The 26323-nt window shown below is 50.7% G+C and carries 28 protein-coding genes and 3 tRNA genes; 21 read left to right on the forward strand and 10 right to left on the reverse strand.

All coding sequences use genetic code 11. From position 1 onward, the window contains the following. Nucleotides 1-157 precede the first annotated feature (157 nt). The 7 genes from GQS10_RS14595 to GQS10_RS14625 all read left to right on the forward strand — a co-directional run bounded on the left by GQS10_RS14595 (nt 158) and on the right by GQS10_RS14625 (nt 7503). A complete protein-coding gene (locus tag GQS10_RS14595; protein ID WP_243735185.1) occupies nt 158-1483 on the forward strand; it encodes a putative glycoside hydrolase in 1326 nt (441 codons plus the stop codon). Nucleotides 1484-1593: 110 nt separating this feature from the next. Continuing rightward, nucleotides 1594-3048: an IMP dehydrogenase gene (guaB, locus tag GQS10_RS14600; protein WP_166243447.1), complete on the forward strand. Its 1455-nt coding sequence runs from the start codon at nt 1594-1596 to the stop codon at nt 3046-3048. Nucleotides 3049-3254: 206 nt separating this feature from the next. Continuing rightward, complete coding sequence (locus GQS10_RS14605; RefSeq protein ID WP_243735186.1) at nt 3255-4463, forward strand: D-alanyl-D-alanine carboxypeptidase family protein; 1209 nt, start codon at nt 3255-3257, stop codon at nt 4461-4463. A gap of 69 nt (nt 4464-4532) precedes the next feature. Further along, nucleotides 4533-5414: a pyridoxal 5'-phosphate synthase lyase subunit PdxS gene (pdxS, locus tag GQS10_RS14610; RefSeq protein WP_166243451.1), complete on the forward strand. Its 882-nt coding sequence runs from the start codon at nt 4533-4535 to the stop codon at nt 5412-5414. A 1-nt stretch (nt 5415) separates the two neighbouring features. Then, entirely contained in the window at nt 5416-6006 is a 591-nt protein-coding gene (gene pdxT, locus GQS10_RS14615) for a pyridoxal 5'-phosphate synthase glutaminase subunit PdxT (protein ID WP_166243453.1), read from the forward strand. A 79-nt stretch (nt 6007-6085) separates the two neighbouring features. Further along, entirely contained in the window at nt 6086-7366 is a 1281-nt protein-coding gene (gene serS, locus GQS10_RS14620; RefSeq protein ID WP_166243454.1) for a serine--tRNA ligase, read from the forward strand. Between the two features lie 49 nt (nt 7367-7415). Next, nucleotides 7416-7503 (forward strand) — tRNA-Ser (locus GQS10_RS14625). Between the two features lie 484 nt (nt 7504-7987). Here the strand turns inward: GQS10_RS14625 and GQS10_RS14630 are convergent. Further along, nucleotides 7988-8908: an L-lactate dehydrogenase gene (locus GQS10_RS14630; protein WP_243735187.1), complete on the reverse strand. Its 921-nt coding sequence runs from the start codon at nt 8906-8908 to the stop codon at nt 7988-7990. Then, on the reverse strand, nt 8901-9701 hold the full coding sequence (locus tag GQS10_RS14635; protein WP_166243457.1) for a formate/nitrite transporter family protein: 801 nt from the start codon (nt 9699-9701) through the stop codon (nt 8901-8903). The genes GQS10_RS14630 and GQS10_RS14635 overlap by 8 nt, the downstream gene beginning before the upstream one ends. A 243-nt stretch (nt 9702-9944) precedes the next feature. Here GQS10_RS14635 and GQS10_RS14640 point away from each other — a divergent pair, with 243 nt between their 5' ends. The 4 genes from GQS10_RS14640 (at nt 9945) to GQS10_RS14655 (ending at nt 12073) form a co-directional block, all read left to right on the forward strand. Continuing rightward, nucleotides 9945-10292: a hypothetical protein gene (locus tag GQS10_RS14640; RefSeq protein ID WP_166243458.1), complete on the forward strand. Its 348-nt coding sequence runs from the start codon at nt 9945-9947 to the stop codon at nt 10290-10292. Nucleotides 10293-10307: 15 nt separating this feature from the next. After that, on the forward strand, nt 10308-10484 hold the full coding sequence (locus GQS10_RS14645; protein ID WP_166243460.1) for a hypothetical protein: 177 nt from the start codon (nt 10308-10310) through the stop codon (nt 10482-10484). Nucleotides 10485-10499: 15 nt separating this feature from the next. Then, a complete protein-coding gene (locus GQS10_RS14650) occupies nt 10500-10652 on the forward strand; it encodes a small acid-soluble spore protein P (RefSeq protein ID WP_243735188.1) in 153 nt (50 codons plus the stop codon). 167 nt (nt 10653-10819) lie between these two features. Continuing rightward, complete coding sequence (locus GQS10_RS14655) at nt 10820-12073, forward strand: M48 family metallopeptidase (RefSeq protein ID WP_166243462.1); 1254 nt, start codon at nt 10820-10822, stop codon at nt 12071-12073. On the opposite strand, the gene GQS10_RS14660 is transcribed toward GQS10_RS14655, so the two are convergent. Continuing rightward, nucleotides 12070-12459 carry a hypothetical protein gene (locus GQS10_RS14660; protein WP_166243464.1) on the reverse strand — a complete coding sequence of 130 codons (390 nt, stop codon included), beginning with the start codon at nt 12457-12459 and terminating at the stop codon, nt 12070-12072. The genes GQS10_RS14655 and GQS10_RS14660 overlap by 4 nt on opposite strands. Beyond that, nucleotides 12456-12761, reverse strand: coding sequence for an antibiotic biosynthesis monooxygenase family protein (locus GQS10_RS14665; RefSeq protein ID WP_166243466.1), 306 nt, complete (start codon nt 12759-12761; stop codon nt 12456-12458). The genes GQS10_RS14660 and GQS10_RS14665 overlap by 4 nt, the downstream gene beginning before the upstream one ends. Nucleotides 12762-12967: 206 nt before the next feature. On the opposite strand from GQS10_RS14665, the gene GQS10_RS14670 reads away from it, so the two are divergent. From GQS10_RS14670 to tatC, 6 genes are all read left to right on the forward strand, one after another. Beyond that, entirely contained in the window at nt 12968-15019 is a 2052-nt protein-coding gene (locus GQS10_RS14670) for an alkaline phosphatase (RefSeq protein ID WP_166243468.1), read from the forward strand. A gap of 29 nt (nt 15020-15048) precedes the next feature. Further along, nucleotides 15049-16008: a hypothetical protein gene (locus GQS10_RS14675; RefSeq protein WP_166243470.1), complete on the forward strand. Its 960-nt coding sequence runs from the start codon at nt 15049-15051 to the stop codon at nt 16006-16008. Then, nucleotides 16008-16697 (forward strand): ABC transporter ATP-binding protein, encoded by a 690-nt coding sequence (locus GQS10_RS14680; RefSeq protein ID WP_166243471.1) that lies wholly within the window; start codon nt 16008-16010, stop codon nt 16695-16697. Before GQS10_RS14675 ends, GQS10_RS14680 begins: the two co-directional genes overlap by 1 nt. A gap of 2 nt (nt 16698-16699) precedes the next feature. Then, nucleotides 16700-18049 carry an ABC transporter permease gene (locus tag GQS10_RS14685; protein WP_166243473.1) on the forward strand — a complete coding sequence of 450 codons (1350 nt, stop codon included), beginning with the start codon at nt 16700-16702 and terminating at the stop codon, nt 18047-18049. 123 nt (nt 18050-18172) lie between these two features. Further along, nucleotides 18173-18394 carry a twin-arginine translocase TatA/TatE family subunit gene (gene tatA, locus GQS10_RS14690; protein ID WP_166243475.1) on the forward strand — a complete coding sequence of 74 codons (222 nt, stop codon included), beginning with the start codon at nt 18173-18175 and terminating at the stop codon, nt 18392-18394. A 12-nt stretch (nt 18395-18406) separates the two neighbouring features. Beyond that, nucleotides 18407-19150 carry a twin-arginine translocase subunit TatC gene (tatC, locus tag GQS10_RS14695; protein WP_166243477.1) on the forward strand — a complete coding sequence of 248 codons (744 nt, stop codon included), beginning with the start codon at nt 18407-18409 and terminating at the stop codon, nt 19148-19150. A 422-nt stretch (nt 19151-19572) separates the two neighbouring features. Here tatC and GQS10_RS14700 read toward each other — a convergent pair whose 3' ends face one another. From GQS10_RS14700 to tadA, 4 genes are all read right to left on the reverse strand, one after another. Further along, on the reverse strand, nt 19573-19905 hold the full coding sequence (locus tag GQS10_RS14700; protein ID WP_166243479.1) for a hypothetical protein: 333 nt from the start codon (nt 19903-19905) through the stop codon (nt 19573-19575). A 429-nt stretch (nt 19906-20334) separates the two neighbouring features. Then, nucleotides 20335-20408, reverse strand: a tRNA-Pro gene (locus tag GQS10_RS14705). A 20-nt stretch (nt 20409-20428) separates the two neighbouring features. Beyond that, nucleotides 20429-20503 (reverse strand) — tRNA-Arg (locus GQS10_RS14710). 146 nt (nt 20504-20649) lie between these two features. After that, nucleotides 20650-21111: a tRNA adenosine(34) deaminase TadA gene (gene tadA / locus GQS10_RS14715; RefSeq protein WP_166243481.1), complete on the reverse strand. Its 462-nt coding sequence runs from the start codon at nt 21109-21111 to the stop codon at nt 20650-20652. Between the two features lie 249 nt (nt 21112-21360). Here tadA and ychF point away from each other — a divergent pair, with 249 nt between their 5' ends. The 3 genes from ychF to prmC all read left to right on the forward strand — a co-directional run bounded on the left by ychF (nt 21361) and on the right by prmC (nt 24561). Continuing rightward, nucleotides 21361-22461, forward strand: a complete 1101-nt coding sequence (gene ychF, locus GQS10_RS14720) for a redox-regulated ATPase YchF (protein WP_166243482.1) — start codon at nt 21361-21363, stop codon at nt 22459-22461. A gap of 101 nt (nt 22462-22562) precedes the next feature. Then, nucleotides 22563-23642, forward strand: a complete 1080-nt coding sequence (prfA, locus tag GQS10_RS14725; protein WP_166243484.1) for a peptide chain release factor 1 — start codon at nt 22563-22565, stop codon at nt 23640-23642. Between the two features lie 31 nt (nt 23643-23673). Then, nucleotides 23674-24561: a peptide chain release factor N(5)-glutamine methyltransferase gene (gene prmC, locus GQS10_RS14730; RefSeq protein ID WP_166243684.1), complete on the forward strand. Its 888-nt coding sequence runs from the start codon at nt 23674-23676 to the stop codon at nt 24559-24561. Nucleotides 24562-24630: 69 nt separating this feature from the next. On the opposite strand, the gene GQS10_RS14735 is transcribed toward prmC, so the two are convergent. After that, a complete protein-coding gene (locus tag GQS10_RS14735; protein WP_166243486.1) occupies nt 24631-24957 on the reverse strand; it encodes a hypothetical protein in 327 nt (108 codons plus the stop codon). A gap of 75 nt (nt 24958-25032) precedes the next feature. After that, a complete protein-coding gene (locus GQS10_RS14740; protein WP_166243489.1) occupies nt 25033-25209 on the reverse strand; it encodes a hypothetical protein in 177 nt (58 codons plus the stop codon). Nucleotides 25210-25503: 294 nt separating this feature from the next. Between GQS10_RS14740 and spoIIR the strand changes: the two genes are divergently transcribed. Beyond that, complete coding sequence (spoIIR, locus tag GQS10_RS14745; RefSeq protein WP_243735189.1) at nt 25504-26271, forward strand: stage II sporulation protein R; 768 nt, start codon at nt 25504-25506, stop codon at nt 26269-26271. The last annotated feature ends 52 nt before the right edge of the window (nt 26272-26323 follow it).

Below are 26323 nucleotides of genomic sequence, written 5' to 3' on the forward strand. Positions count from 1 at the left end.
GCAGGGTCCCGGAAGAGTAGGACGCCGCCAAGCAAATGAAAACACGCTTCACCATAATGGTGAAGCGTGTTTGTTTTTTTATAACAAGGCTGGTGTCATTTCAGACTTATGATTGCAGGTAAGCCGCTTCATACTAATGCCTAAGGAGGTGTACCGTATGAAGCGGTTTTTATTATATTGTATGTTATTCCTTGTCACTGTCGGCTTATTCGGGTGTGCAGCTGCAAACGATCGGCAGGATGAAGCGGCACCATCGAAGCCTGATTCCTTTACTGCGCAGGAAGAGGAGGGGCTTGCAGATGGGAATGAGAATAATGAAGCGCCCCACAATTTAAATGCTCAAGCGATGGATGGAACCCATTCCAATCAGCAAAATTCAATGAATCAACAATCGAAGTCAGAGCAAGCCAATGATGGGCAGCAAGCCGAAACCTCAAAAACGGAGGTTAACGATACCCCAATTTCCCCACGTGTACCTGATGTTCCACTTCGCCATGACATTAAAGGTATTTATGTGTCCGGTTATGCAACACAGGAAAAAAACTTTGAGAAGCTACTGAAGCTTTTGGATGATACCGAATTGAATGCAATGGTTATCGATGTGAAAGACGATAGCGGTCGAATTACGTACGATTCCAATATTCCGCTTGCTGGCGAGATTGGTGCAGACGAAAAAGCGAAGATCACTGATGTCAAAGCCTTGCTTCAAAAGCTGAAGGATAAGAAGATCTACGCCATTGCACGAATCGTTACGTTTAAGGATCCCTTTTTAGCAGCGAAAAAGCCTGAATACGCCATCCATACGAAAAAAGGCCAAGTGTGGCGTAATAATAAGGGGGTTTCCTGGGTAGATCCGTATATCCCGGAAGTACAGCGCTATAACCTTGAGATTGCGAAAGAAGTGGCTGCGCTTGGATTTGATGAGATCCAATTCGATTACGTTCGTTTTCCGGAGAATGGCGCCAAATTGGATCGTGAAGCAGCGTTCCGTAATGAGAATGGCTGGACAAAGGAACAGATGATCGCTAATTTTGTAAAGCTGGCCAAGGAAGAGCTTCATGCTGCTGGAAAGCCGGTTTCTGCGGATGTATTTGGATTAACGACGACGGTAAATAACGATATGGGAATCGGGCAAAATTGGACCGCGATCAGTCCTTATACCGATTTTATTTCCCCAATGACTTATCCTTCCCACTACGGGAGTGGGCATTACGGAATTAAGCACCCTGACTTAGAACCGCATCGGCTGATTGAAGAAGCCATTAAGGATGCACAGGAAAAGAACAATACCTTAAAACAGCAGGGGAATACGCCAGCCTCGATCCGTCCTTGGCTCCAGGATTTTACGGCTACCTGGGTGAAGCCGCATCAAACGTATAAAGATAAACAAGTGAAAGAGCAAATTAAAGCGTTAAAAGAGCTCGGAATTGAGCAATATTTATTATGGAACGCGAACTGCAAATATTCGTTAAAAGGCGGTTGAAATCCGTCTGGTTCGGTCTGACCCCTTTGCTTGACAGCAATAGGGGTCATTGTTAAGATGGCAATAATAAATTTTGGAATATGGAACCATGAAAGGTAGGGTGCCTCCACGTGTGGGAGTCGAAATTTGAGAAAGAGGGCTTAACGTTTGATGACGTTTTGCTTGTGCCGCGTAAATCGTCCGTGCTTCCGAGAGAAGTTAATGTTTCAACGAAAATTGGACATCTCACGCTCAACATACCACTGATGAGTGCAGGGATGGATACGGTAACGGAATCGAAGCTTGCGATCGCAATTGCCCGTGAAGGCGGAATTGGCGTTATTCACAAGAACATGTCTATTCAGCAGCAGGCTGAGGAAGTGGACCGGGTAAAGCGTTCCGAGAGCGGAGTCATTACCAACCCGTTTTCCTTAACTCCCGATCATCATGTGTACGAGGCAGAAGCATTAATGAGCAAGTACCGGATTTCCGGTGTTCCGATTGTGGATGCGGACCAGCGTTTAGTTGGAATTATCACAAATCGGGATTTGCGTTTTGTCCATGACTATTCGATTCGGATCGATGAGGTGATGACCAAGCAGAACCTCGTGACGGCACCAGTGGGGACAACCCTCCAGGAAGCCGAAATCATTTTACAAAAACATAAGATTGAAAAGCTCCCCTTAGTGGATGAAGAAAAACGCCTCAAGGGCCTGATCACCATTAAGGATATCGAAAAAGCGATCCAGTTTCCGAATTCGGCGAAGGATGCGCAAGGCCGTCTCGTTGTTGGTGCGGCGATCGGCATTTCGAAGGATACCTTTGAGCGCGCCGAAGCCCTTGTTAAGGCTGAGGTCGATTTAATTGTGGTGGATTCCGCTCACGGCCATCATATCAACATTATTGAAACCGTAAGGAAGCTTCGCCAGAAGTACCCAGAGCTGCTCATTGTCGCAGGCAATGTGGCCACGGGAGAAGCAACACGCGATTTGATCGAAGCCGGAGCATCGGTCGTTAAAGTGGGCATTGGACCTGGTTCCATCTGTACAACGCGGGTTATCGCCGGTATTGGGGTACCCCAGGTTACGGCTGTTTACGATTGTGCGAATGTGGCAAGACAGTATAATGTACCGATTATTGCCGACGGAGGCATTAAATACTCGGGTGACGTTGTCAAAGCTATCGCGGCCGGCGCAAGCGCCATTATGATTGGCAGCTTGTTTGCAGGTACGGAGGAAAGCCCGGGGGAATCGGAAATTTATCAGGGTAGGCGCTTTAAAGTGTACCGTGGTATGGGCTCAATCGGTGCAATGAAAGAAGGCAGTAAAGATCGTTACTTCCAAGAAAACGAGAACAAACTGGTACCGGAAGGAATCGAAGGCCGCGTACCGTATAAAGGACCGATCGTTGATACGATTCACCAGTTGATTGGCGGATTGCGTTCCGGTATGGGATATTGTGGTACAGGAACGATCACTGAGCTGCAAAATGATACACAGTTCATTCGCATTACTGGTGCCGGTTTGCGAGAGAGCCATCCTCATGATGTGCAAATTACGAAAGAGGCGCCAAACTATTCCTTATAAAATGACGTCGAAGGTACACCAAATTAATGGTGTGCCTTTTGTATTATTTTTTTATGTAGGAAAGCTATGGTACAATGGATAAGCGAAAAAACAGATGGGAAGTGAGAGCGTTGTTCATCAAGCCACGAGCTTGGAAAAAGCGAATTTCGACGGTCGTTGCACTGGCATTATGTATAAACATCGGTTCTACATTCATTTCTGGCTCTATGGCAAAAGCAGCTGAAGACCCGGCATTGCAGCTTGATGTGCGCACGGCCATTTTAATGGATGCGGGCACAGGTCAATTTTTATATGAGACCGAGGGTGCGGATAAGCCGCTGCCCCCGGCAAGTATGGCGAAAATGATGACAGAGTTCATCGTCATGGAAAACATCAAATCGGGTAAGCTAACTTGGGAAGAGCTCATAACAACGACACAAAATGCTGCGGACGTTATTGGTTCCCAAGCATTGCTGGCAGTAAATGAAAAACTGACCGTTCGTCAAATGTTTGCGGCGGTTTCCATTTACTCGGCAAACGATGCTGCTGTTGCTTTAGCAGAGCATATTGCCGGATCGGAAGAAGAGTTTGCCAAGCTGATGAATGAAACTGCGAAGCGGCTCGGATTATCGGCAGACGCTCATTTTATCAACGCAACCGGTTTGTCTCGCAAGGATATGGGTAAATATGTGCCAGAAAGTATTGAAGGGGAAACGCTGCTAACAGCGCGTGATGCGGCGTTACTTGCTTATTATATTATTCGTGATCATCCAGAGGTTTTGGAATTTACGAAGCAGCCGAGCTTCAAGCTCCGTGAGCGGGATAAAGATCCTATGGTGAACTGGGATTGGATGGTTGAAGGCAACAAGGATAATGTGTATTTGCGAAAGTATGCTTACGAGGGCTTGGATGGTTTAAAGACAGGTAGCACGGATGAGGCAAAGTGGTGTTTTACCGGAACGGCTGTGCGTGACGGAATGCGTTTGATCAGCGTTGTCATGGGTGCTCCTTCTGAGCCCAAGCGGTTTGAGGAAACAAGAAAGCTTCTCGACTACGGCTTTAAAAATTTCGAAAAGCGCACCCTTCTGGACGCAAAAGTAGAACTTCCCGACGCGAAAACGGCAGAGGTGAAAAAAGGCAAGGAGCCTGAAGTTCCGGTCGTAACGGACGGTAAGGTTGAGCTCATTGTAAAGAAATCGGACAAGGTGGAGCCGGAAGTAAAGGTTGAGTGGATCGAAGAAACGAAGCGGGTAGCGCCAATTGAAGCGGGTGCAGTAATGGGCACAGCTACAGTGCTTTATAACGGCAAGGAAGTTCAGAAGGTCAACCTTGTCGCAGCGGAAAAGGTCGAAAAGGCTAATTGGTTCGCACTGTTATTCCGTTCCATCGGTTCATTCTTCGGAAACTTATTTTCCGGTGTGAAAAATATGTTTTAATTTCGTTGTATCTTGAAAATGAATCAGGTAAAATAATCGGATAGAAGTCATTGGCAGGGGGAAAAGCAAATGGAAACAGGTACATCAAGAGTTAAGCGCGGTATGGCTGAAATGCAAAAAGGCGGCGTCATTATGGACGTCATGAATGCAGAGCAAGCGAAAATTGCCGAAGCTGCGGGCGCATCTGCGGTTATGGCTCTGGAGCGGGTTCCTGCAGATATCCGCGCAACCGGCGGAGTAGCGCGTATGGCGGATCCGACGATCGTTGAAGAAGTGATGAAGGTCGTATCGATCCCGGTTATGGCGAAGGCTCGTATCGGTCACTTCGTTGAAGCCAAGATATTGGAATCTCTTGGCGTGGACTATATCGATGAGAGCGAAGTTTTGACGCCTGCGGACGAAGTGTTCCACATTAACAAGCATGAGTTTACGGTGCCGTTCGTTTGCGGCGCGAGAGACATCGGCGAAGCATTACGCCGTATTGGTGAAGGCGCATCGATGATTCGGACGAAGGGCGAACCGGGAACAGGCAATATCGTTGAAGCGGTACGTCATATGCGTTTGATGATGAGCCAAATCCGCAAGGTGCAGAACATGTCCAAGGACGAGCTTATGGCGGAAGCAAAGAACCTGGGAGCGCCGTATGAGCTGCTGCTCCAAGTTCACGAAACCGGTCGTATGCCGGTTGTAAACTTTGCTGCAGGCGGCGTGGCCACTCCGGCAGACGCTGCATTGATGATGCATCTTGGTTCGGACGGTGTATTCGTTGGTTCCGGTATTTTCAAATCGGACAACCCGGAGAAATTTGCAAAGGCGATCGTTGAGGCGACAACTCATTATACAGATTATGGCTTGATCGCGGAGCTTTCCAAAAATTTGGGTACACCGATGAAGGGCATCGAAATTTCCAAAATCGCAGCTGCAGAACGCATGCAGGAGCGCGGTTGGTAAGATGAAGATCGGAGTACTGGCTCTGCAGGGAGCCGTAGCTGAGCATATCCGCCTTATTGAGAAGGCCGGCGGTCAAGGCATTATCGTGAAGCGCAAAGAGCAGCTGGACGAGCTTGACGGTCTTATTATCCCAGGCGGGGAAAGCACTACGATCGGGAAGCTGATGCGTACGTATGACTTCATCGACCCGATTCGCACGTTTGCCGCTGCCAAAAAGCCGGTATTCGGCACCTGTGCCGGGCTGATTGTTGTAGCGAAGGAAATTGCCGGACAGCCGGAGGCTCATTTAGAGCTGATGGACATGAAGGTGGCACGGAATGCTTTTGGACGTCAGCGCGAAAGCTTTGAGGTGAATCTGGACGTCAAAGGGATTGCCGAGGACGTGAGAGCGGTCTTTATCCGTGCTCCGCTGATTGAGTCGGTTGGCGACGGGGTCGAAGTCCTAAGCGAATACAAAGGACAAATCGTCGCCGCTCGCCAAGGGCATTTGCTGGCAACCTCCTTTCATCCGGAATTAACCGACGATGAAAGAGTTCATGCCTACTTCCTGCAGATGGCGAAGGAACAGCAATCTGCGAAAGCTGCATTATAATGAATGTAACGGCACCTCAGCTCCGCTTGCGGATGTCTGCAGGTGCTTCCATTTTAGTTGAGTTGCGGAGGGATTGGGCTTGTTAGACGTCAAGTTATTACGTAACGACTTGGAAGCCGTGAAGCAAGCTTTGAAAAAACGCGGAAAATCGCCGGAAGAGCTGGATGGGTTCACCGAACTGGACATCCGGCGCAGAGAGCTGCTGCAGGAAAGCGAGCAGCTGAAAAACCGTCGTAACACGGTATCTCAAGAGGTGGCCGCCAAGAAAAAAGCCGGTGAAGATGCGGAAGCGCTTATTTTGGAAATGCGCGAAGTATCCGACCGGATTAAGCAGCTGGATGATGAAGTAAGACAGACGGAAGAGGAGCTTAACGGCCTGGTGGTCGCGATCCCGAATATTCCGCATCCTTCCGTTCCGGTAGGCGCTAATGAGGATGACAACCAAGAGGTCCGCCGCTGGGGCGAGCCTACATCGTTCGGCTTCGAACCGAAGGCTCACTGGGACTTGGGTCAGGAGCTTGGTATTTTAGATTTTGAAGCGGCGGCAAAGGTGACCGGCTCACGCTTTGTATTCTATAAAGGTCTTGGCTCGCGGCTGGAGCGGGCGTTAATCCAGTTTATGCTGGATACGCATGTCGATCATTTCGGGTATGAAGAAATGCTGCCACCGATGATCGTAAACCGCGACAGCTTATTCGGAACCGGACAGCTTCCGAAATTTTCGGAGGATCTGTTCCATTTGTCGGATTCGGAGTATTATTTGATCCCGACAGCAGAGGTTCCGGTCACGAACTATCATCGTGACGAGATTTTGGACACTGATCAGCTGCCGAAGTACTACGCGGCTTACAGTGCGTGCTACCGCTCTGAAGCGGGAGCAGCCGGCCGTGACACCCGCGGATTGATCCGCCAGCATCAATTCAATAAAATTGAGCTGGTGAAGCTGGTCAAGCCGGAGGAGTCCTACGAGGAGCTGGAGAAGCTTACGGCGCAGGCAGAGAAGATCTTGCAGCTGCTTGGCCTGCCATACCGTGTGATGCTGCTCTGTACGGGCGATATGGGCGCCAACTCGGCGAAAACCTACGACCTTGAGGTGTGGCTGCCTTCGGGCAATACGTACCGCGAGATTTCGTCCTGCAGCAATTTCGAGGATTATCAGGCACGCCGTGCAAATATCCGTTACCGGAAAGAGCCGAAAGCGAAGCCAGAGTTTGTCCATACGCTTAACGGTTCGGGTCTTGCCATTGGCCGGACGGTAGCTGCGATCATGGAAAATTATCAGCAGGCCGACGGATCAATCGTCATTCCAGAAGTGCTTCGACCGTATATGGGCGGCAAATCAGTAATTGCTAAAATGTAGAGATTGAATATAGGTTACACCTGTGATACAATGCAAATTGTCACCGTTCGGAGAGGTGGTCGAGTGGTTTAAGGCAGCGGTCTTGAAAACCGCCGAGGTGCAAGCCTCCGTGGGTTCGAATCCCACCCTCTCCGCCATAACATCTTCTGCAGATTCGACCCCCAGGGTTCGTCGGAGGATCAGCAACGGTAGCAATAGCTTCGCAGTCTCGCCGAAGGCGAGGATCCCACCCTCTCCGCCATAACATCTTCTGCAGATTCGAACCCCAGGGTTCGTCGGAGGATCAGCAACGGTAGCAATAGCTTCGCAGTCTCGCCGAAGGCGAGGATCCCACCCTCTCCGCCATAACATCTTCTGCAGATTCGACCCCCAGGGTTCGTCGGAGGATCAGCAACGGTAGCAATAGCTTCGCAGTCTCGCCGAAGGCGAGGATCCCACCCTCTCCGCCATAACATCTTCTGCAGTATTCGAACCCCAAGGGTTCGTCGGAGGATCAGCAAACGGCAGCAATCACGCATCGTAAAGGTAAAACCTTAATACATATACAAACAGAAAGAGCGCCGCGATGGACGCTCTTTTTTTGTTGCAGCTTAACCACATATTCGATGGTTCCTATCTCCCTTACTGAACCTCGATCGAATGGATAAGCTCCTTCAGCTTGTTCGCCGATTTATGCAGAAGCGCTTTTTCGTCCTCGGAGATATCCAGCTTCATAACCTCCCGGACGCCTTGGCGGTCCACGATGCACGGAACCCCCAAGTACACATCAGATACGCCATGGTAATCGTTAAGCAGGGTCGATACATTGAGCACGGCACCCTCGTCACGAAGGATTGCTGTGCAAATACGGTCCAGCGCAAGAGCGATCGCGTAATAGGTCGCCCCCTTGGCTTCGATGATTTCGTAAGCGGCATCCCGCGTGCTGACAAAGATTTTATCCCGCTGCTCCTGATTCAGCTGAACGGGGGTGCCTGCAACATTAGCCAGGCTCCATAACGGAAGCTCCGAATCGCCATGCTCCCCGATGATGTGGGCATGAACGCTGCGAGGGTCAATATTCAGCTCTTCCCCGATTAAATACCGGAAACGTGCACTATCCAGCAAGGTTCCCGACCCGATAATCCGTTGAACCGGCCACTGCGACTTTTTCCAAGAGAAGTAGCTCATAATATCGACCGGGTTTGATGCAATGAGCAGAATCGCATCTTGGTTAACCTTTAACACCTCATTGATAATGCTCTCGTAAATGGCAACATTGCGCTTTAGAAGGTCGACCCGGGATTCTCCCGGTTTCTGTGCAGCACCCGCGGTGATGATGATGATCTCCGCGCCGCGGCAATCCTCGTAAGTTCCTGCCCATACTTTGGTTTTGCCGACGAAAGGAAGGCCATGATTCATATCGATCGCATCGCCAATCGCTTTTTTCTGATTAGCATCAATCAAGACAAGCTCATCCGCTCGTTCGCGCAGCAGGAGTGTATAAGCCGTTGTTGCACCGACCGCACCTACTCCAATAATGACTACTCTTGATTTATTATTCATGCTCTGCACCTTCCTGTTCTTCATAATAAGGTTTATTGACATAGTGATACATATAAGCCATAAGAATTGCTCCGCCAATCAGGTTACCCAAAGTGACAGGAACTAAGTTATGGAAGACGCCCTGCATCGAAATGGTCCCAGGATGATTAAGTACAAGTGCGATGGCGAAGGTGCACATGTTGGCAATACTGTGTTCGTAGCCGGAAATAAAAAAGCAAAACACAAATAGCATCATGGCAAACATTTTGGCCCCATCATTTTTCATGGACATCGGGATGAAAAAAGCGAGACAAACTAACCAGTTACAAAGAATGGCTCGAAAAAACAGCTCCATGCTGGGTAGGTTCATTTTTTTATCGACAACACTTAATAAGAAGGCATTGACCGATTCTTCGGCAAACAATCCGGTGGTAAAAATAAGAGCTGCAAACGCGACCGCACCGAGGATATTACCTAGGTAACTTAAGACCCACAGCTTAACGACCGTAAGCCAGCGCATTTTACGTCGTAGCGCCGTGTAGCTGTAATAAAACGTGTTTCCCGTAAACAAATCGCCGCCGCCGTACGAAATTAAGATAATGGCCGCACCGAAGGTGAGGGCCGCCATAGGATACGTAAATGGGGAATGCACCGCGTAAAAGAAGCTTCCGGTTTTAAAAGCAACGATGACGCCAAACCCGATGAACATGCTGGCTAATGCGGAACGCGCTATGTAGCGAAGCCAACTGCTTTGGTACACTTTTTGTTTTTTGAGGGCGAGCTGCTCCACTTTTTTTAATGCTTCGACTTCCATCCTGTTTCCCCTATTCTTTCAAAGGTTCGCAATGCAGCTGAACACTCAGAACTAAACTTTTACTTCCAAAATTCCATGTTTTACCCTTTTAAATATAGCTTATCAGTTCGGATCCGCATACATCAATGGTTCGATATTAACAATTTCTTTATTCATCCCAAGGAAGTTCCCTGAGGAACGAAATTACCATTCATGGTGCTGTACCAAATCGGGCATTGTAAGCAGTAGAGGAGGTGCTGTACTATGACGAGAATTGCGCAGCCAAGCGTAAGCCAGCAGGAGCTGGTACAAGCATGGGAAAACACGCTGCCATTGCTGTTGAATCCAGGGGACAAGTGTGTGGTTCGTCCTGATGAGCGGGATCCGCAGGCCCTTATGGTCACGATTGAAACCGAAGGACGCAGCATGTATTCGTTTGATTTTCGCTGCACATATGTGGACGACCGTGAGGTTCAAGTCGAATTCCTTGATGTTGAGCGTGGCGGAATCCATGTCGCGGAAAATACGGAAATTATTCAAAATTTAATCGAGGATTATGTACGCCATTTCCACGAGTGTGCGCAGCGTCTTCATGCGCTGACGCATCGGTAAAAGGAGGGATTGGGGATGACGAAGAATCATTCCGCAGCCGACAAAAACCTGCAAAACGTGGTTGATGACCTGAACCATGCTTCTCCGGTGGCTTTAGAAAATCAACAAATCCAGCAGGACAAAAATGACCGCCGCCGTTATGCGCAAAAAAATCATGACGATAAGCGGGACCAGCATTTGGCCCGTCATTAAAAGGAGGTTCATCCGATGGCAAAGCATATGACGCAAATTCAGAATGAACCGAATCATGACCGTGAGCCGCTCGGGAGAAACCCGGCGCAGCCGAACGAACCGTTATCCGGCTCGAAAGCGGTCAAAAACGGCCAGCATTCCCGTGATAAACACGGCGAAGGCCACTAAATAACAAGCAGCCAGTGCGGTCCACACGGATCGCACTTTTTTGCTGAATTTAGATAGGGTTGTGATCCTTTTAGGAAATGGAGAGATTTTTGGGACAGATCTTACATACATTGATAAGGGACAAGAAGAACAAATCCGAACTGACTTCAAGGAGGCTCTTTACCCTTATGAATAAGCCGGTGATCCTGACGCTGATCGGTCTTGCAATCTATGCGGCCGCAGTCATGCTATATTTGAATGCACATACGCCCTTTGAGGTGCCGGAGGCGTTTCGCGGAGGCCCGGGAGACCCGTCGATGTTTATGGAGCGGGAGCACGTTCAGACGGTCCATCACTATGCGAAGGAGCGTTGGTTGGCAGCGCTGCTGCCGATTCCGCTGGAATGGATCGTGTACATTTTATTGATGACCTCTGGGGTTTCCTTATGGTTTCAGCATAAGGCCAAGCAAATCAGCGCCAAGCCGTTTCTCCAAACGGGCGTGTACGTGTTTTTGCTATCTGTTGTTATGGGGCTGGTCTCGCTGCCGGCCGATGTTTACTTATTTAAGCTGGCTCAAAGCTATGAGATGACGGAAATGACCAGCATGGAGTGGGTATCGCTGCAGCTGAAGCAATTTGCGTTAAGCTTTCTGATGTGGCTTCCGGTGATTTGGGGATTGTATACGCTGCTTAAGAAGGTGCATCGCAGGCGCTGGTGGCTGTGGAGCTGGCTCGCGACAATCCCGCTGACCTTATTCTTATTGTTTATTCAACCGGTCGTCATTGACCCGATGTTCCATACCTATGAGCCGCTTCAGCATGCGGAATTAAAAAAAGATATTGAGCTTCTAGGCGGTCAAGCGGGGATTCCGGCGGATCGGATCTTTCAGGTGAACATGTCGGAACAGACGAATGCCTTAAACGCTTATGTTAACGGTATCGGCGGAAGTGCGCGGATTGTGCTTTGGGATACGCTGATCAAGGCGCTCTCGGTGGACGAAACGACGTTCGTAACGGCACATGAAATTGGCCATTACATTAATCATGACATATGGCGGGCCTTTGCGTTTACGATTATAGTGGCATTCTTCGCATATCGGCTTATCTTTCATTATTATTTTCGGATGCTGCTGCGTTGGGGAAGGAAGTGGAAAATACGGACGTCCGCTGATTTGGCGGCGCTGCCGATGCTCCTGCTGGTTGTTTCCATCGTGAGCTTTACGTTAACTCCGATTCATAACGCGTATTCACGGCATTTGGAACGGCAGGCAGATGAGGTGGCCGCGCAGCTGCAGCACCCGGAAGCGGGAATCCGGGCTTTGCAAAAGCTGGCTATCCATAGCAAGGCGGAGGTAAACCCCCCGCTTATCCTTCACTTTTGGTTTGATTCCCATCCGCGGTTGGTGGAGCGGATTGCCGATTTACAGGAAAAGCTCCCTTAATCCTTAGATACGGGGGAGACCGCGTTACCAAGGCCTTGGCGCATCGCAGCGATGGCTTGATGCAAATATTCGACGTAGCTTGCTGCGCGGTCTTCTTCAAACCGTTTCGGAATAGACCGGATCAACCGTTCAAAATTGTCGATAAGATGATCCGGCTTCATTCCGAAGCGGACCAGCATCCCATTTAACCATAACGCATAGTCTGTGAAAATATTGCTGCTTCGCAGTAAATACGCGGTGTCTAGATGGCGGAAATGATGGCGATTGTCCTCCCGGCATTTTTGCACGCCGCGCTCTCCGTAACGCTCTAGAAGCTCCGGAAACGCCTCGTACATGCCTTTTAACGCATCCTCAATACAAGCCTCTACTCGATCCTCCAGTCTCATGTCGCCACCACCTTAAACTTACGGACGGTTGGAACAATGGAAGCGAGCTCTTGGTCGGGATATTTTTTCTCGAGCTCATGAATTCGTTTGAAATCCTCCGAGGTGACCCAGGCCAAATAATGCTCTTTCGTATCCCACTGCATTTGGACGGTCAGCTCTTCCGGATCGGTCTCGGTCTGCAGCAGCTGAAACGATTGAAAGCCCGGGGCCTGGTCGACGAGCCGGGAACGGTTCCGATACAATCCGATCACTTCATCCGCCTTTTCATGCGGAACGCGCACGATCGAATGGACGATGTACATGAGGGCACTCTCCTTTTTCCTAGTTTACGAATGTATTGGTATTGTACCACAAGGATAAAGGGTGGAAGCGGGAAGCAGGGGAAATCGAAATGATGCAAATCTATCTCCCTTATGGGCAAATTTAATACTAGATTAATATAGTGCGAACTTTGCGTTTACATTCTCCTCCTATAATGAACTAGGCGAATACATATGGAGGTGTACGAATGAAAAAGCAAGTGTTCAAAGTGATTTCAAGCGTAGCTATTACAAGCTCACTCGTAGTGGGTTCGTTTGCAGCTCCGGGCCTGCCCGTGCAAAAGGCTCAAGCGGCAGAGCAAGCAGCAGAGGCTTCGATTTACATTGCTCCGATTAACAAAGCAAAGTTTTTGGCAGGAACCAAATTTGACTTCCGTGTCGAATTGAATAATTTGAAAGCGGTTCCGCAGAACGTAACGATTACGATTAACGGAAAAGCAGCGGAAGAGTTCTTTGGCAAAACGTTTGAGAAAACACAAACGGAAACAAGCCGAGAGTTCACCATCCGTGATGTTTCGATTAACGAAGCGGGAGCTTTTGAAGTAAAGGTTCAAGCGGACAGCATGAGCCATTCTGTAAAATATGATGTTGTTTTGGCTGACCAAAGCGGTAAAAAAGCGAAAAACGTGATCCTGTTCATCGGTGACGGCATGGGCTACCCGGTATTGACAGCAGCTCGTTTGATGTCCAAAGGAAACGTAGAGGGCCGTTACAACGGTCTGCTGGAAATGGAAAAGATGCAAACGCGCGGCACAGTAACTACTTCCGGTATGGATTCCATTGCAACCGACTCGGCTAACAGCGCGAGCGCGTATACAACGGGTCACAAAGCAGTTGTTAACGCACTTGGAACGTATCCGAACAATACGAAGGATTCCCTGGACGACCCGAAGGTAGAAACGATTGCTGAAATCGTGAAGCGTGCAGCAGGTAAGGCGGTAGGCGTTGTTTCCACAGCGGAAATCGAAGACGCATCCCCGGCTTCTGCGGTAGCTCATACACGTCTGCGCGGCGACAAAGCAGAAATCGCGGAGATGTTCTATAATGTCCAGCCAGAAGTTATTCTGGGCGGCGGCTCGGCATACTTCCTGCCGCAATCGACCATCGGTTCCAAGCGTAAAGATGAGAAGAACCTGTTTGACATGTTCCAGCAATCCGGGTACAAGATCGTTGAGAACGGAACGCAGCTGAACGAAGTATCCAAAGAAAACACGGACAAGCTGCTCGGCCTGTTCCACACTGGCGATATGAACGTGTACTATGACCGTTCCACGAACAACACAGCTGCGCTGAAGTCGTTCACGGATCAGCCGACGCTGTGGGATATGACGCAAAAGGCGATCGACGTCCTGAGCAAAGACGAAGACGGCTTCTTCCTGCTCGTAGAGGGCGGCAGCATCGACAAGCAGCTCCATCCGCTGGACTGGGAGCGCGCGATTTATGACGCAATCGAAATGGATAAAGCAGTAGGCCTCGCGAAGCAATTTGCCGACCAAGACGGCGAGACCCTCGTTGTTGTAACGGCTGACCATGCACACTCCATGAGCATCACCGGTACGTATTGGGAAGGCGACGGAAAATCCGGCAAGGATGCAGTCCGCACGTACCAAAACGCAGGCTTCCCGACTTACTATGACGGCGATGGCGACGGTTTCCCGGATAATGTAGATGCGGATCGTAAGCTTGCTGTGCATTTTGCAGCCCACCCGGATTACTATGAAGACTACAAGTTCGATCCGGTTCCGACTGCTCCAGCGGTAAAAAATGAAGCAGGCGATTATGTTGCAAATCCACAAAAGCTGCTTAACCCGGATGACCCGAACAAAGACCGCTTCCTGCAGGTGGGTCCGCTGAATGCAAGCACTGGCGTGCACACGGTAGACGATATCCCTGTTATGGCTCATGGTCCAGGCGCGAACTACTTCCGCGGCACGATCGACAACACGGAAATTTTCTTCGGTATGATTCATGCCTTGGGCTTGAATCTGGTAGAAACAGAAGCAGAGGGTCAGAACTGGGTTCAGCTTCGTGAATTCGTCAACGTTCTGGGCGGTACTGCAACATACAATGCTCCAAAGCATGAAGTTACGGTTGACGTAAACGGCAAGACGATTGTACTTAGCCTGAATTCGGGCAAAGCTTACGCGGCTGGCAAAGAAATTGCGCTGGAATACAAGTTTGAGAACGGCAATACGCTTGTTTCCGCTCAATCGTTGATTTCTGTACTGGCATCCAACTAAAACTTATCTAGACTATGGAGGGATCGTTCATGTTTGTGAATAACAAACGATTGATCGCTTCGGCCATAGGCTTGGCAATCCTCGCTACAACAACTGCAGGCTGTAACCAATCGGCTTCTCCTCTACAGGAGAAGCCGGTTGTTTCTAACGCAGGCAGTGCCGGGAACCAAGCCGACACCAAAGCGGCTGCAGCGTCCGTGAAGCCGGAAAGCAGCGATAAAGAGGAGCCGGCCAAGAAAGCACAAACGTCACCATCGAAGGAAACGGCCGCCGCTCAGCCAGCAGCTGCCCCAGTGAAAGAGGAGAACTCTGCCGCCAAGGATACGGCTCAGAAGCTAGGCGAGCAAGCTTCTGAGGGCGAGTCGAAGGAGCAGACCGCGCAAGCGCAGGCATCAGCAGCACCGGCAGCGGCGAATGGGGCTTCTCAGCCGACACAGCAGCCGTCAAGCCAGCCAGTGGCAGCTGCACCTGAGCAGGCACAAGCGGCGGAAGCCGGCACGACTGTACCGCAGCTAGAGGCAAGCCCAGTGCAAGCAGGCGCAGGAGGGGAAACGGCGAAAGCGGAGCCCCAGCAGCAGTCGAAACCTGCGGATAAGCTGATTAAGCCTTATGATGACGACCGGACGCTGACTTTTGACGGCTTATATTCCAAAATGACGGTTCGCGGTATGGAATTTTCCGAAAAACTGAAAGCATTGGATGGAAAAGAGGTCGAAATGACCGGTTATATGGCGCCGCCTCTAACTGCCGACGTAACGTTTTTCGTATTGACGAAGGTACCAATGGCCACTTGTCCGTTCTGTTCCAGCGATGCCGACTGGCCGGCGGATATCGTTGTCATTACGATGCCAGAGGGGGAAGATATCAATCCTACCGAGCATCAGGTCAAAGTAAAGGGAACCTTAAGCATCGGTTCGGAAACCGATGAAAACACGGGGTTCGTCAGTTTAATTCGGATTCATGCGGACAAAGTTGAGGTGTTGAAATAATGCTTTCCTTGCGTGAGGTTACGAAAACCTATGAAACCCCGGATGGCCCGATGACGGTGCTCACCGTGGATGAATTTGACATGGAAGCAGGTCAAGCGGTCGCCCTCATCGGCCCGAGCGGTTCAGGAAAGAGCACCCTGCTCAACATTATCGCTGGGATCTCTAGGCCAACAACAGGAAATGTTACAGTTAAAGGCATCGACGTAACCGGTCTACGGGAATCGCAGCTTGACCGGTACCGTGCCGAGCATATCGGCTATGTGTTTCAAAACTTTAATTTGCTTCAAGGTTATAGCGCATTGGAAAACCTCATGCTCGCCATGCAGTTTGGCGGCGTAGTCCCGAAGGCGGAACGAAAGCGTAAGGCGCTGCGGCTGCTTGAGCAGGTAAATCTGGGACACCGGGTCAACCATGTACCTTCAAGAATGAGCAACGGGGAGCAGCAAAGAGTGGCGATTGCAAGAGCGTTGATCAACGCACCGGCTCTTGTGCTTGCCGATGAACCGACGGCCAGCTTAGACCCCGAGAATGGGAAGCTAATTGTCAGTATGCTGACTGATTTATGTCAATCCAGCGGAGCGGGACTGCTGCTCTGTACGCATGACATGACAATAGCCGAGTCTCTAGGGAAACGTATGACGCTTGGAAAAAGTCAAACGCCGGTCCGTCAAGAGGGAGCAGTGAGCTAACGATGAACTTATTTGCGATGGCATGGCGCAACTTGATGAACCGCGCCGTTCAAAGCTGGATAACGATGATTATTGTTGCTGTAGGCATTGCCATGGCGCTTTGCGTTCTCATTTTGGCCTCCGGCGTCAAACAGGGAATTAAAACGGCGACCGAACCGTACGGTATGATCGTCGGAAGTAAGGGCAGCGCCAATCAATTAGTGTTTAACACGATTTTCCTTATGGATCGTCCATTGGGGAACATTCCGCTTCATGTATATGAAGAGTTAAAAGAGGATCCGCGGGTGAATGAGGCCGTTCCTTTTGCACTCGGGGACAATTACAAAGGGTATCGCTTGGTGGGGACATCGGAGCAATTTTTCAAGCTGAAGGCGGCTCCGAAGGATCCGGATTTTTTTCAAATTGGTGAAGGACGTGTTTTTCAAGCTTCTTTTGAAGCGGTGATCGGTTCGGAGGTCGCCCAAAGAACCGGATTGAAGGTAGGGGACAGCTTTGTGTCCGGCCACGGTGTGGTCGCAGCTGTCGGAACAGGGAATAGTCATGCCGAGCATCCCTATACGGTTGTCGGAATTATGAAAGAGCTTCAGGCGCCGGCGGATCAAGGCATTTATGTCGATATGAATAGCTACTGGGTAAGCCATGGTCAAGCTCCGCATGAGGAGGGTGAGCATGCGGAGGAGCATGAAGGTGAGGCGCATCATGACGAGCATGGCGATGCTCATGCAGGCGAAAAGGCCGATGAGCATCCAGAAGGCGCGGCTGGACAGCCGAATGCCAGCAGCGAAGGGCATGCCGCTGGAGAGCATGCGGAGGAGCCAGGCGTAACCGCCGTATTGGTAAAGCCCAAAACTTACATGGATTTAATGAAAATGTATCAAGAAATCAATGCATCCACCGAAGCTCAGGCCGTATTTCCTGGACAGGTCGTGGCCAAAGTGTTTGACATGATGGGTACGGGTGAAGAAATGCTGAAGGGCGTAAGCTATATTGTCCTTGGCATGGCGATGCTGACCATTATTCTCTCGCTGTACAGCTCCACCTTGGAACGCAGGCGTACGGTCGCTGTCCTCCGGGCAATTGGGGCGCACAAAAGTACTGTGTTCTCTATGGTGATGGTTGAATCGTTCCTGCTTGTGTGTGCCGGAAGCGTACTGGGCTTAGGCCTCGGTTATGGCGCTGCCGCCGCACTTGCTGCTCAGATCGGTACGGAAAGCTCGATTCATACGCCGATCGTGTTCGATGCGGCCCATCTCGGAGTAGCAGGAGCCTTCAGCTTGATCGGCGCAGCTGCGGGCATTATTCCTGCTGTTACTGCGTTTCGTACCGAAACCGCCAAGTATTTGAACGGCTGATGGGGACGAGGCACAATTTATAGATGTTTTTTGCAGAAAGCTTTGTTAAAATGTAAGAAAAAGAGGCCCCGCTATACAGCGGGGTTTGCTTGTAAGCAAACCATTTTCGGAGGAGTTGGGACTATGCCGTTCGGTAACATTGGTATCGGAGGATTAATTTTAATCCTTATCATCGCCCTCATTATTTTCGGACCGTCCAAGCTGCCTGAGCTCGGCCGCGCATTCGGCCGCACGTTAAGCGAATTTAAAGACGCAACAAGAGGCTTAACCGGCAACGACAAGGAGAAGGACGATAAGAACGAAAAGGACGAGCCTACTCAAATCGGAACATCCGATAAAAAATAAGGTGGGGAAACGATGCCGTCGGAGGAAATGAATTTAGTTGATCATTTGGCGGAGCTTCGTAAACGACTTATCGTTACCTTGCTTACGTTTACGGCGGCTTTAGCTATAAGCTTTATTTTTGTCAGAGATATTTACCTGTGGCTCGTGCGGAACTTGGATCAAAAGCTGACCATTCTCGGGCCCTCGGATATTTTATGGGTGTATTTCGTCATTTCCGGCGTCTGCGCGATTGCAGCGACGATTCCGATGGCCGGTTATCAGGTGTGGAGCTTTGTGAAGCCGGCTTTGAAGGAAAACGAGCAGAAGGCGACGCTCAGCTTCATTCCGGCGCTTGCAATTTTATTCATTGTGGGCCTTGCTTTCGGCTATTTTATTTTGTTTCCGATGGTTCTAATGTTTCTTCAGGGAATGGCCGGAGATTTCGAAACGATGTACACGGCGGAGAAGTATTTTACGTTTATGCTGTACATGACGCTGCCGTTCGGTCTGCTGTTTGAAATGCCGGTGATCGTCATGTTCTTAACTCGGCTCGGCATTGTGAACCCGGTGCTGCTGTCCAAGTCGCGGAAGCTGGCATATTTTATTTTGACCGTTGTTGCCGTGCTGGTGACACCGCCGGACCCGATGTCGGACATTCTGGTCATCGTACCGCTGTTCGGGTTGTATGAAGTGAGTATTTGGTTGTCCAAAATCACCTATAGAAAAAAGCTGTCCCGAGAGCAAGCAGAGCTCGGTCAACAGCTTGGAGCGGAGTAGAGGGCTAGTGCAGCCCTCTGCTTTTTTTTATGCGATATGAATGTAGCGATTTCCAAGTCGTGCGATTTGAGGAAATGTGACATTCTGTTACCGTGATAAGATAGCTGCCCGTTCCCATCGGTGGTCTCCAATGAATAAGAGGAGAAGGGGGCGCTATTTCAAGTGTATGGAATAAATAGAGGGAGAAAAGGGTGCTATTTTCTCATAATAAAAAATTTAAGGGAATTATGGGGCCTAATCGGTTGGTTTTCCGTAAAATAGCGGAAGAAAATTCGCTTAACCATTGGAAGAGGGATCAAACTCGACAGCCGACGATAAGGCAGAACTTACGAGCCCAGTTGTCAAAAGACACCTTACCAGATGACATCGGCTGCTATTGATAAACGGTTGCTCATTATTAAAAGGCATCGATAGAGGTATTCTTAATTTTTGTGGCGAGCACTATCCCGGTCGATGTAAATTTGAGATATCCATAGATATTCTGGCACACCGGAAAACCAAAGCCTCACCGGGTCACCGGTCTGAAGATCGGAAAGTCGGCCGCTGGCATCCCGGAATGTAACGAGGGTATACGGGACAACGTTATACTCGATTCCGTCGACCTCAAGGGTGTAGGCTTTGGTTGCAGCTTCTCCCGTTCCGTACCAAGCTGTTATCGTTCCTTTCTTTTCACCGCTTTGAACCTCACCCATCGATATCACCTCTACATACAATCCAACGGTCTGTCCGCAAAAGAACACTGATGGCAAAAACATAATCAGGAAGAAACGGAGTTGATTCCTTTTCGCCAATAACAAACTCTTTATTTGTAAAATAGTGTATTTAATGTTGTACCTCTACAGAGAAAGAGAAGTTGTACCATAGGCACAATCGCTGTTGACCCTGACATTGATGTTATGGTTTATACTGGAACCATCCCCGAAGGGAGGCAGAGCAGCATGAAGATCGGGGAGTTATCTTCGCGCACCGGTGTTAGTGATCGTTTTTCGAAATAGGGAGCCGATGGAAAAGCTGGTTGGGCTGCGGCCAAAAGAAGTCTATCAAAAGACGTTGGATCGGTATTTAGAGTAGAGGATCAGAGGAATGATAGTTGTGGTAACGTGTTAAAAGCACAAAAAAACCTGCTGGGTAAAGACCCGGCAGGTTATTTCCGTATGAATCTGCTGCACAGATTATATGAAGTATCGGGATGACACGATTCGAACATGCGACCCCCTGGTCCCAAACCAGGTGCTCTACCAAGCTGAGCTACATCCCGTAAATAAGATGCTTTCGAAACGCGCCACGGCGGGATTCGAACCCGCGACGCACAGTTTAGGAAACTGTCGCTCTATCCTGCTGAGCTACGGGCGCTTAAGCAAGATATAATATAGCACACAATTTTTCATAGTGCAACAAGCGAGTTGGGGGTAAATATTGTCTATTGTGTGATAAAAGAAGATTAAAAAAAGAATGATAGCGGCGCTCCACCTGGTCGGAGCGTTTTTGCTGCGAGAGGCCTACGCTTTCCCCCGCAGCTTACGGAAAAACGAGCTCAGCAGCTGGCCGCACTCCTCCTGCAGCACACCGCCGATCACTTCGGTGCGATGGTTGAACCGCTCCTCCTGGAGCAAATTCATCAGCGTTCCGGCGCAGCCCGCTTTCGGATCGGGCGCACCGTACACAACGAGCGGCACCCGGGCTTGTACGATGGCCCCGGCGCACATCGGGCACGGCTCCAGGGTGACGTACAGCGTGCACTCCAGCAGCCGCCACGCGCCGATGACCCGGCTCGCTTCGCGAATCGCGATCATTTCCGCGTGCGCCGTCGGGTCATGCGCCGTTTCGCGCAAATTATGGCCGCGGCCGATAATTTCCCCGTTGCGCACGACGACCGCTCCGATCGGTACCTCACGGATCGCCTCGGCTTTATTTGCCTCTTCAATCGCTGCTCGCATCCATTGTTCATATGTGGATAACATTTTTACATCCCTCCCGCCCAAAACTGTGGATAACAAATGGTGAAAAAGCTTATTGTTGTTAACAGCATGTGGATAAGTCTGTGGATATGTATGGCATTTACGCACAACTGCGAAATAGACATGTGTATAACCGCTATTGTAAAGGGTATCCCCAGGGATGGCAATGAGGTCTAAAAGATGACATTGACCGGGCACTACTATATAATAGGCATGTTAAGCGAATTTTTCGGACCAAGGAGTGTCAATTCAATGGCGTTGAAAGCAGGGATCGTCGGGTTGCCGAATGTGGGTAAGTCGACTTTATTTAATGCGATTACTCAGGCTGGGGCGGAATCCGCCAACTATCCGTTTTGTACGATCGATCCGAATGTGGGGGTCGTCGAAGTACCGGATGAGCGGCTTCAGAAGCTGGCCGACATTGTCGTGCCGAACCGGATCGTGCCTACGGCATTTGAATTTGTCGATATTGCCGGTCTTGTTAAAGGGGCGAGCAAGGGCGAAGGTCTTGGCAACAAGTTTTTGGCGCATATTCGTGAGGTGGACGCGATTGTACATGTCGTCCGCTGTTTTGAAGATGAGAACATCACGCATGTGTCGGGCGGTGTAAACCCGATTGACGATATTCAGGTGATTGAGCTGGAGCTGATCTTGGCGGATGTGGAATCCGTGGAAAAGCGAATCGAACGCTCCAAGAAAAATATGAAGGGCGGCGACAAGAAATACGCGGAAGAGGTAGCCATCCTCGAGCGTGTGCTTCAAGCCCTTTATAATGATAAGCCGGCGCGCAGCGTGGAGCTGACCGAGGATGAGAAGCTGATCATCCGCGATCTTCACCTGCTTACCATGAAGCCGATGCTTTACGCGGCGAACGTGAGCGAGGAGCATGCCGGCGATGCGGACAACCAGCCGCTCGTGCTGAAGGTGAAGGAATATGCCAAGGCGGAAGGCGCCGAGGTCGTAGCGATCAGCGCGAAGGTGGAATCTGAAATCGCCGAGCTTGAGGGCGAGGACAAGGAAATGTTCCTGCAGGAGCTCGGACTGGAAGAGTCGGGCTTGGATCGGTTGATCCGCGCGGCCTACCGCCTGCTTGGCCTGTACACGTATTTCACGGCGGGTGTGCAAGAGGTTCGTGCGTGGACGATCCGCAAAGGCATGAAGGCGCCGCAGGCAGCGGGCGTTATTCACTCCGACTTTGAGCGGGGCTTTATCCGGGCGGAGGTTGTCGGTTACGATGCGCTGGTGGAGTCGGGCTCGATGAACGCAGCGAAAGAAAAGGGTTTGCTTCGTTTGGAAGGCAAAGAATACGTCGTGCAGGACGGCGACGTGATGCATTTCCGTTTTAACGTATAATTTCCGCTTGTTTGAATGGTTTTCCGGTTGACATTCGGCCTTCCGGGGGCATAATGATAATACAGAATATTTTTTGGGAAGAAAGGTAAGGGGTGAGCGTCATGTTGGATCGTTTGCAGGCGCTGGCAGACCGGTACGATAAGCTGAGCGAATTGCTCTGTGATCCCGATGTGGCGAACGACACGAAAAAGCTTCGGGAATACTCGAAAGAGCAGTCCGATCTCCAGGAAACATACGAAACGTACCAGGAATATAAAACCGTCAGTGAGCAGCTGAGCGACGCTAAGGCCATGCTTGGCGAAAAGCTCGATGATGAAATGCGTGAAATGGTCAAAATGGAAATCGACGAGCTGTCGGAGCGTAAGGAAGAGTTGGAAGCGAAAATCAAAATTTTGATGCTTCCGAAGGATCCGAACGACGACAAGAACGTTATCGTCGAAATCCGCGGCGCGGCCGGCGGCGACGAGGCGGCGCTGTTTGCAGCCGACCTGTACCGGATGTACCAAAAGTACGCCGATGCTATGGGCTGGAAAACCGAGGTGCTCGATTCTAGCGTCAACGATTTGGGCGGCTTCAAGGAAATCGTATTTATGGTGCAGGGCAAGGGCGCGTACAGCAAGCTGAAGTACGAGAGCGGCGCGCACCGTGTACAGCGGATTCCGGCGACGGAATCAGGCGGACGGATTCATACGTCGACCTCGACGGTTGCGGTGCTTCCGGAGGTAGAGGACGTTGAAGTGGAAATTCGCGAAAGCGATATTCGCGTCGATACGTTCTGTTCCAGCGGTGCGGGCGGTCAGTCCGTTAACACGACCAAATCGGCGGTGCGTGTGACGCATGTGCCGACGGGCATCGTAGCGACTTGTCAGGACGGCAAATCGCAAAACTCGAACAAAGAGATGGCGCTGCAGGTGCTGCGTGCGCGGATCTTTGAGAAAATTCAGCAGGAAAAAATGGCGGAGTACGACAGCGAGCGCAAGAGCAAGGTTGGCACAGGCGACCGCAGTGAGCGCATCCGTACGTACAATTTCCCGCAAAGCCGGGTAACGGATCATCGGATCGGCCTTACGCTGCACCGTTTGGATTCAGTGTTAAACGGCGATCTGGAAGAAATCATCTCGGCACTTACCATCGCAGAGCAGACGGAGTTAATGGATAAAGAGAGCCAGTACGCAGGCTGATGGGAGAGAGAATCAATTGAGCACGAAAACGATGCGAGAAGCCTATGCAAGGGCTTCTTCTTTTTTACTGGAGCGCGGAGTGGAGGACAGCGGGCGCAATGTCGAGCTGCTTCTGATGCATGTTGCAGGAATAGGAAGGGCGCAGCTGTTTTCGCGCTGGAGCGAACCGATCGCGGAGGAAGTGGAAGAGGAGCTGGAGCGCCTGCTCATGCGCCGCGCCTCGGGGGAGCCGCTTCAGTATATTGTGGGCGATCAAGAGTTTTACGGCTTTCCGTTCGCGGTATCGCCGGCGGTGCTCATTCCGCGCCCGGAAACGGAGCTGCTCGTTGAGCAGCTGCTGGCCCGCGGCGATCGGCTGTTCGCCGGGGAAGCAGGGGCGGGCGAAGCCGGATCGACGGGAGCGGTGCGTCCGCAGGTGCTGGACATCGGCACGGGCAGCGGCTGCATTGCGGTGACGCTGGCGAAGCTGCGTCCGCAGTGGGGCGTGTCCGCCGTCGACATATCGGAGTCGGCGCTGGAAGTGGCTAAGGGCAACGCCGAGCGTCTTGGCGCGCCGGTGCGGTTTCTACACGGAAGCTGGCTGTCGCCGGCGCTGGAGGAAGGGCTGCGGGTCGACATCCTCGTGTCGAACCCGCCGTATATTCCCGCGGGGGAGCTTCCGTTTCTGCAGCGGGAGGTGCGCGATTACGAGCCGCGCGGTGCGCTGGACGGCGGCATCGACGGAATGGACCCGTACCGCGTGCTGGTCGAGCAGATGAAGCAGCTGCCCGGCGGCGGTCCGCGGCTGGTCGGCTTTGAAGTGGGCATTCACCAGGCGGAGCAGGTGGCAGGGCTGCTGCGCTCAAGCTCCGAGTGGGGCGGAGTGGATATTGTGAAGGATTACGCAGGGATTAAACGTCATGTGCTTGCGTGGCGGTAATTTATAAAGAAGATTGGAGAGCGGGGACACAGGTTCCTGCTCTTTTTTCGTTTAGGCAAGAAGCTGCATTTACAGCGCTCGAAGGGCGAATACGACAAACAAAATCACATGGATGGAGAGCGCTGCCTGAAAGAGGCGGGGACTTTTGGCCTTCGCTTTGTTTAACAACCAAAAGGAAAGCAAAGGCATAAAAATAACGAACACCGGACCAATGCCGGACAGCAGCAAAAACATCAGGGCAAAATAGGACGGCGGACCGACGCCGTGCTCCCGATTTACGGCGAGCGCTTCCGGGGTATCGACGACGGTAATCGTGATCACCCAAAGGAACACGAAATAGTAGAGATATAGGCCAAGGAGCCAGAGTCCTTTTAACAACCGTTGTTTAACCTGCAAATAGAACCCTCCTTAGGAAAGAGAAGATTGCTCGATAGGCGGATCTAAAGGGCGCTGCAGGTGTGCCGGACCCGCTTATTTTTTCGAGTGAGAGGAACGCGTACCCCGTTTCATCCACTTTTTTCGCACAAAATCGATGATGCTGCCTGCGGCCCACCAAAAGCCAAGATGCAGAGCATAAAGAATGACGTGAAACAGCGGTTCAACGCCGATGGAAGTGTTTAGCTGCGTAAGCGGACGCTCAAACGCCATGTTAATAGGGTTGGTCAAAAAAATGACGATATTATTATCATCTTGCCCCAAAAGATGAAGGGCACATACGGACGCGGAAAAAGTGACCAGCCAAAAGCTGCATCGGTGATGTATTTTCATGAGTGAAGACCTCCGTAGAATAGACTGAGCTGCCTTATAAACAGTGTAACGGCGCGGAAAGACAGGTCATAGTACTGAGTTTTTCTAGTACCTCAAAAAAATTACTAGATTACTAGGTTTAGATCTCCTACTCGGTGTCCATACTAGGACTATAAGAGAGAGGAGATGGATACGATGTTTCATTCCAACCGGACTTCTAATCATACATATAATAGTGTTGAATTTTATCCGCGCCGCCAAAAGGTAAGCTCGAAAATGGTTACCTATCTCGCATTTCTGCTGGTCCTTCTGATCATGAGCTGGGAGTCGCACAAGGTAAATGCAGCGGTAGCCGCACCGAGCATTCCGCAGGAATCGATTCGTTTGCGCATTCTTGCCAATTCCGATTCGCCGACGGATCAGCTGGTGAAGCGGGCCGTGCGCGATGAGATCGTGAAGGAAATGAACCAGTGGGTGAAGGGACCGGAAACGCTGGAGGAGGCAAGAGCGATTGTTGCTGCGCATCTTCCGGAGCTGGAAGCGGCGGTCGCTAGAGTGCTGGAGCAGCGCGGCTTCAATTACACATATCAAGTGGAGCTGGGGCAGATCGATTTTCCGACGAAAATGTACGGCAACGAAATGTATCCGGCAGGCAAGTATGAAGCGGTATTGGTGACCCTCGGCAACGGGGAAGGGCAAAATTGGTGGTGCGTGCTGTTTCCGCCGCTGTGCTTTGTCGATATCGTTTCGGGCGACAAGAAGAAGGAAGAGGAAACGAAGGTCGAAAAGAGCGAGGAGCAAACACCAGCAGGTGAAAAAGGCTCAAAGACTGCTTCGGCAAAAGGAGATTCCGGTAAGGTTGTAGTTGCTTCTGCACAGGCCGATGCGGAGCCGGAGGTTCGGTTTTTCGTGGTGGAGCTGTTTCAAAAGCTCGGCGGTTTTGTAAAAAGCCTGTTCGCGTAAATGTTGGCGGCGTCAAAATTTTGGTATAATCGATGTCATTGATTAACAATGA

Source organism: Paenibacillus turpanensis (genome assembly GCF_011421635.1).
Taxonomy (GTDB): Bacteria; Bacillota; Bacilli; order Paenibacillales; family YIM-B00363; genus Paenibacillus_AK; species Paenibacillus_AK turpanensis.

Excerpts from the sequence above, each read along its gene's own strand:
- GQS10_RS14680 (WP_166243471.1), top strand. The coding sequence starts at position 16,008 with ATGCTTTCCTTGCGTGAGGTTACGAAAACCTATGAAACCCCGGATGGC.
- GQS10_RS14640 (WP_166243458.1), top strand. The coding sequence starts at position 9,945 with ATGACGAGAATTGCGCAGCCAAGCGTAAGCCAGCAGGAGCTGGTACAA.
- prmC (WP_166243684.1), top strand. The coding sequence starts at position 23,674 with ATGCGAGAAGCCTATGCAAGGGCTTCTTCTTTTTTACTGGAGCGCGGA.
- GQS10_RS14645 (WP_166243460.1), top strand. The coding sequence starts at position 10,308 with ATGACGAAGAATCATTCCGCAGCCGACAAAAACCTGCAAAACGTGGTT.
- GQS10_RS14660 (WP_166243464.1), bottom strand. The coding sequence starts at position 12,459 with ATGAGACTGGAGGATCGAGTAGAGGCTTGTATTGAGGATGCGTTAAAA.
- GQS10_RS14670 (WP_166243468.1), top strand. The coding sequence starts at position 12,968 with ATGAAAAAGCAAGTGTTCAAAGTGATTTCAAGCGTAGCTATTACAAGC.
- pdxS (WP_166243451.1), top strand. The coding sequence starts at position 4,533 with ATGGAAACAGGTACATCAAGAGTTAAGCGCGGTATGGCTGAAATGCAA.
- spoIIR (WP_243735189.1), top strand. The coding sequence starts at position 25,504 with ATGTTTCATTCCAACCGGACTTCTAATCATACATATAATAGTGTTGAA.
- GQS10_RS14635 (WP_166243457.1), bottom strand. The coding sequence starts at position 9,701 with ATGGAAGTCGAAGCATTAAAAAAAGTGGAGCAGCTCGCCCTCAAAAAA.
- GQS10_RS14665 (WP_166243466.1), bottom strand. The coding sequence starts at position 12,761 with ATGTACATCGTCCATTCGATCGTGCGCGTTCCGCATGAAAAGGCGGAT.
- GQS10_RS14630 (WP_243735187.1), bottom strand. The coding sequence starts at position 8,908 with ATGAATAATAAATCAAGAGTAGTCATTATTGGAGTAGGTGCGGTCGGT.
- GQS10_RS14650 (WP_243735188.1), top strand. The coding sequence starts at position 10,500 with ATGGCAAAGCATATGACGCAAATTCAGAATGAACCGAATCATGACCGT.
- prfA (WP_166243484.1), top strand. The coding sequence starts at position 22,563 with ATGTTGGATCGTTTGCAGGCGCTGGCAGACCGGTACGATAAGCTGAGC.
- GQS10_RS14700 (WP_166243479.1), bottom strand. The coding sequence starts at position 19,905 with ATGTTTTTGCCATCAGTGTTCTTTTGCGGACAGACCGTTGGATTGTAT.
- tadA (WP_166243481.1), bottom strand. The coding sequence starts at position 21,111 with ATGTTATCCACATATGAACAATGGATGCGAGCAGCGATTGAAGAGGCA.
- GQS10_RS14595 (WP_243735185.1), top strand. The coding sequence starts at position 158 with ATGAAGCGGTTTTTATTATATTGTATGTTATTCCTTGTCACTGTCGGC.
- GQS10_RS14655 (WP_166243462.1), top strand. The coding sequence starts at position 10,820 with ATGAATAAGCCGGTGATCCTGACGCTGATCGGTCTTGCAATCTATGCG.
- GQS10_RS14740 (WP_166243489.1), bottom strand. The coding sequence starts at position 25,209 with ATGGCGTTTGAGCGTCCGCTTACGCAGCTAAACACTTCCATCGGCGTT.
- tatC (WP_166243477.1), top strand. The coding sequence starts at position 18,407 with ATGCCGTCGGAGGAAATGAATTTAGTTGATCATTTGGCGGAGCTTCGT.
- GQS10_RS14675 (WP_166243470.1), top strand. The coding sequence starts at position 15,049 with ATGTTTGTGAATAACAAACGATTGATCGCTTCGGCCATAGGCTTGGCA.
- GQS10_RS14685 (WP_166243473.1), top strand. The coding sequence starts at position 16,700 with ATGAACTTATTTGCGATGGCATGGCGCAACTTGATGAACCGCGCCGTT.
- ychF (WP_166243482.1), top strand. The coding sequence starts at position 21,361 with ATGGCGTTGAAAGCAGGGATCGTCGGGTTGCCGAATGTGGGTAAGTCG.
- pdxT (WP_166243453.1), top strand. The coding sequence starts at position 5,416 with ATGAAGATCGGAGTACTGGCTCTGCAGGGAGCCGTAGCTGAGCATATC.
- GQS10_RS14605 (WP_243735186.1), top strand. The coding sequence starts at position 3,255 with ATGGCAAAAGCAGCTGAAGACCCGGCATTGCAGCTTGATGTGCGCACG.
- tatA (WP_166243475.1), top strand. The coding sequence starts at position 18,173 with ATGCCGTTCGGTAACATTGGTATCGGAGGATTAATTTTAATCCTTATC.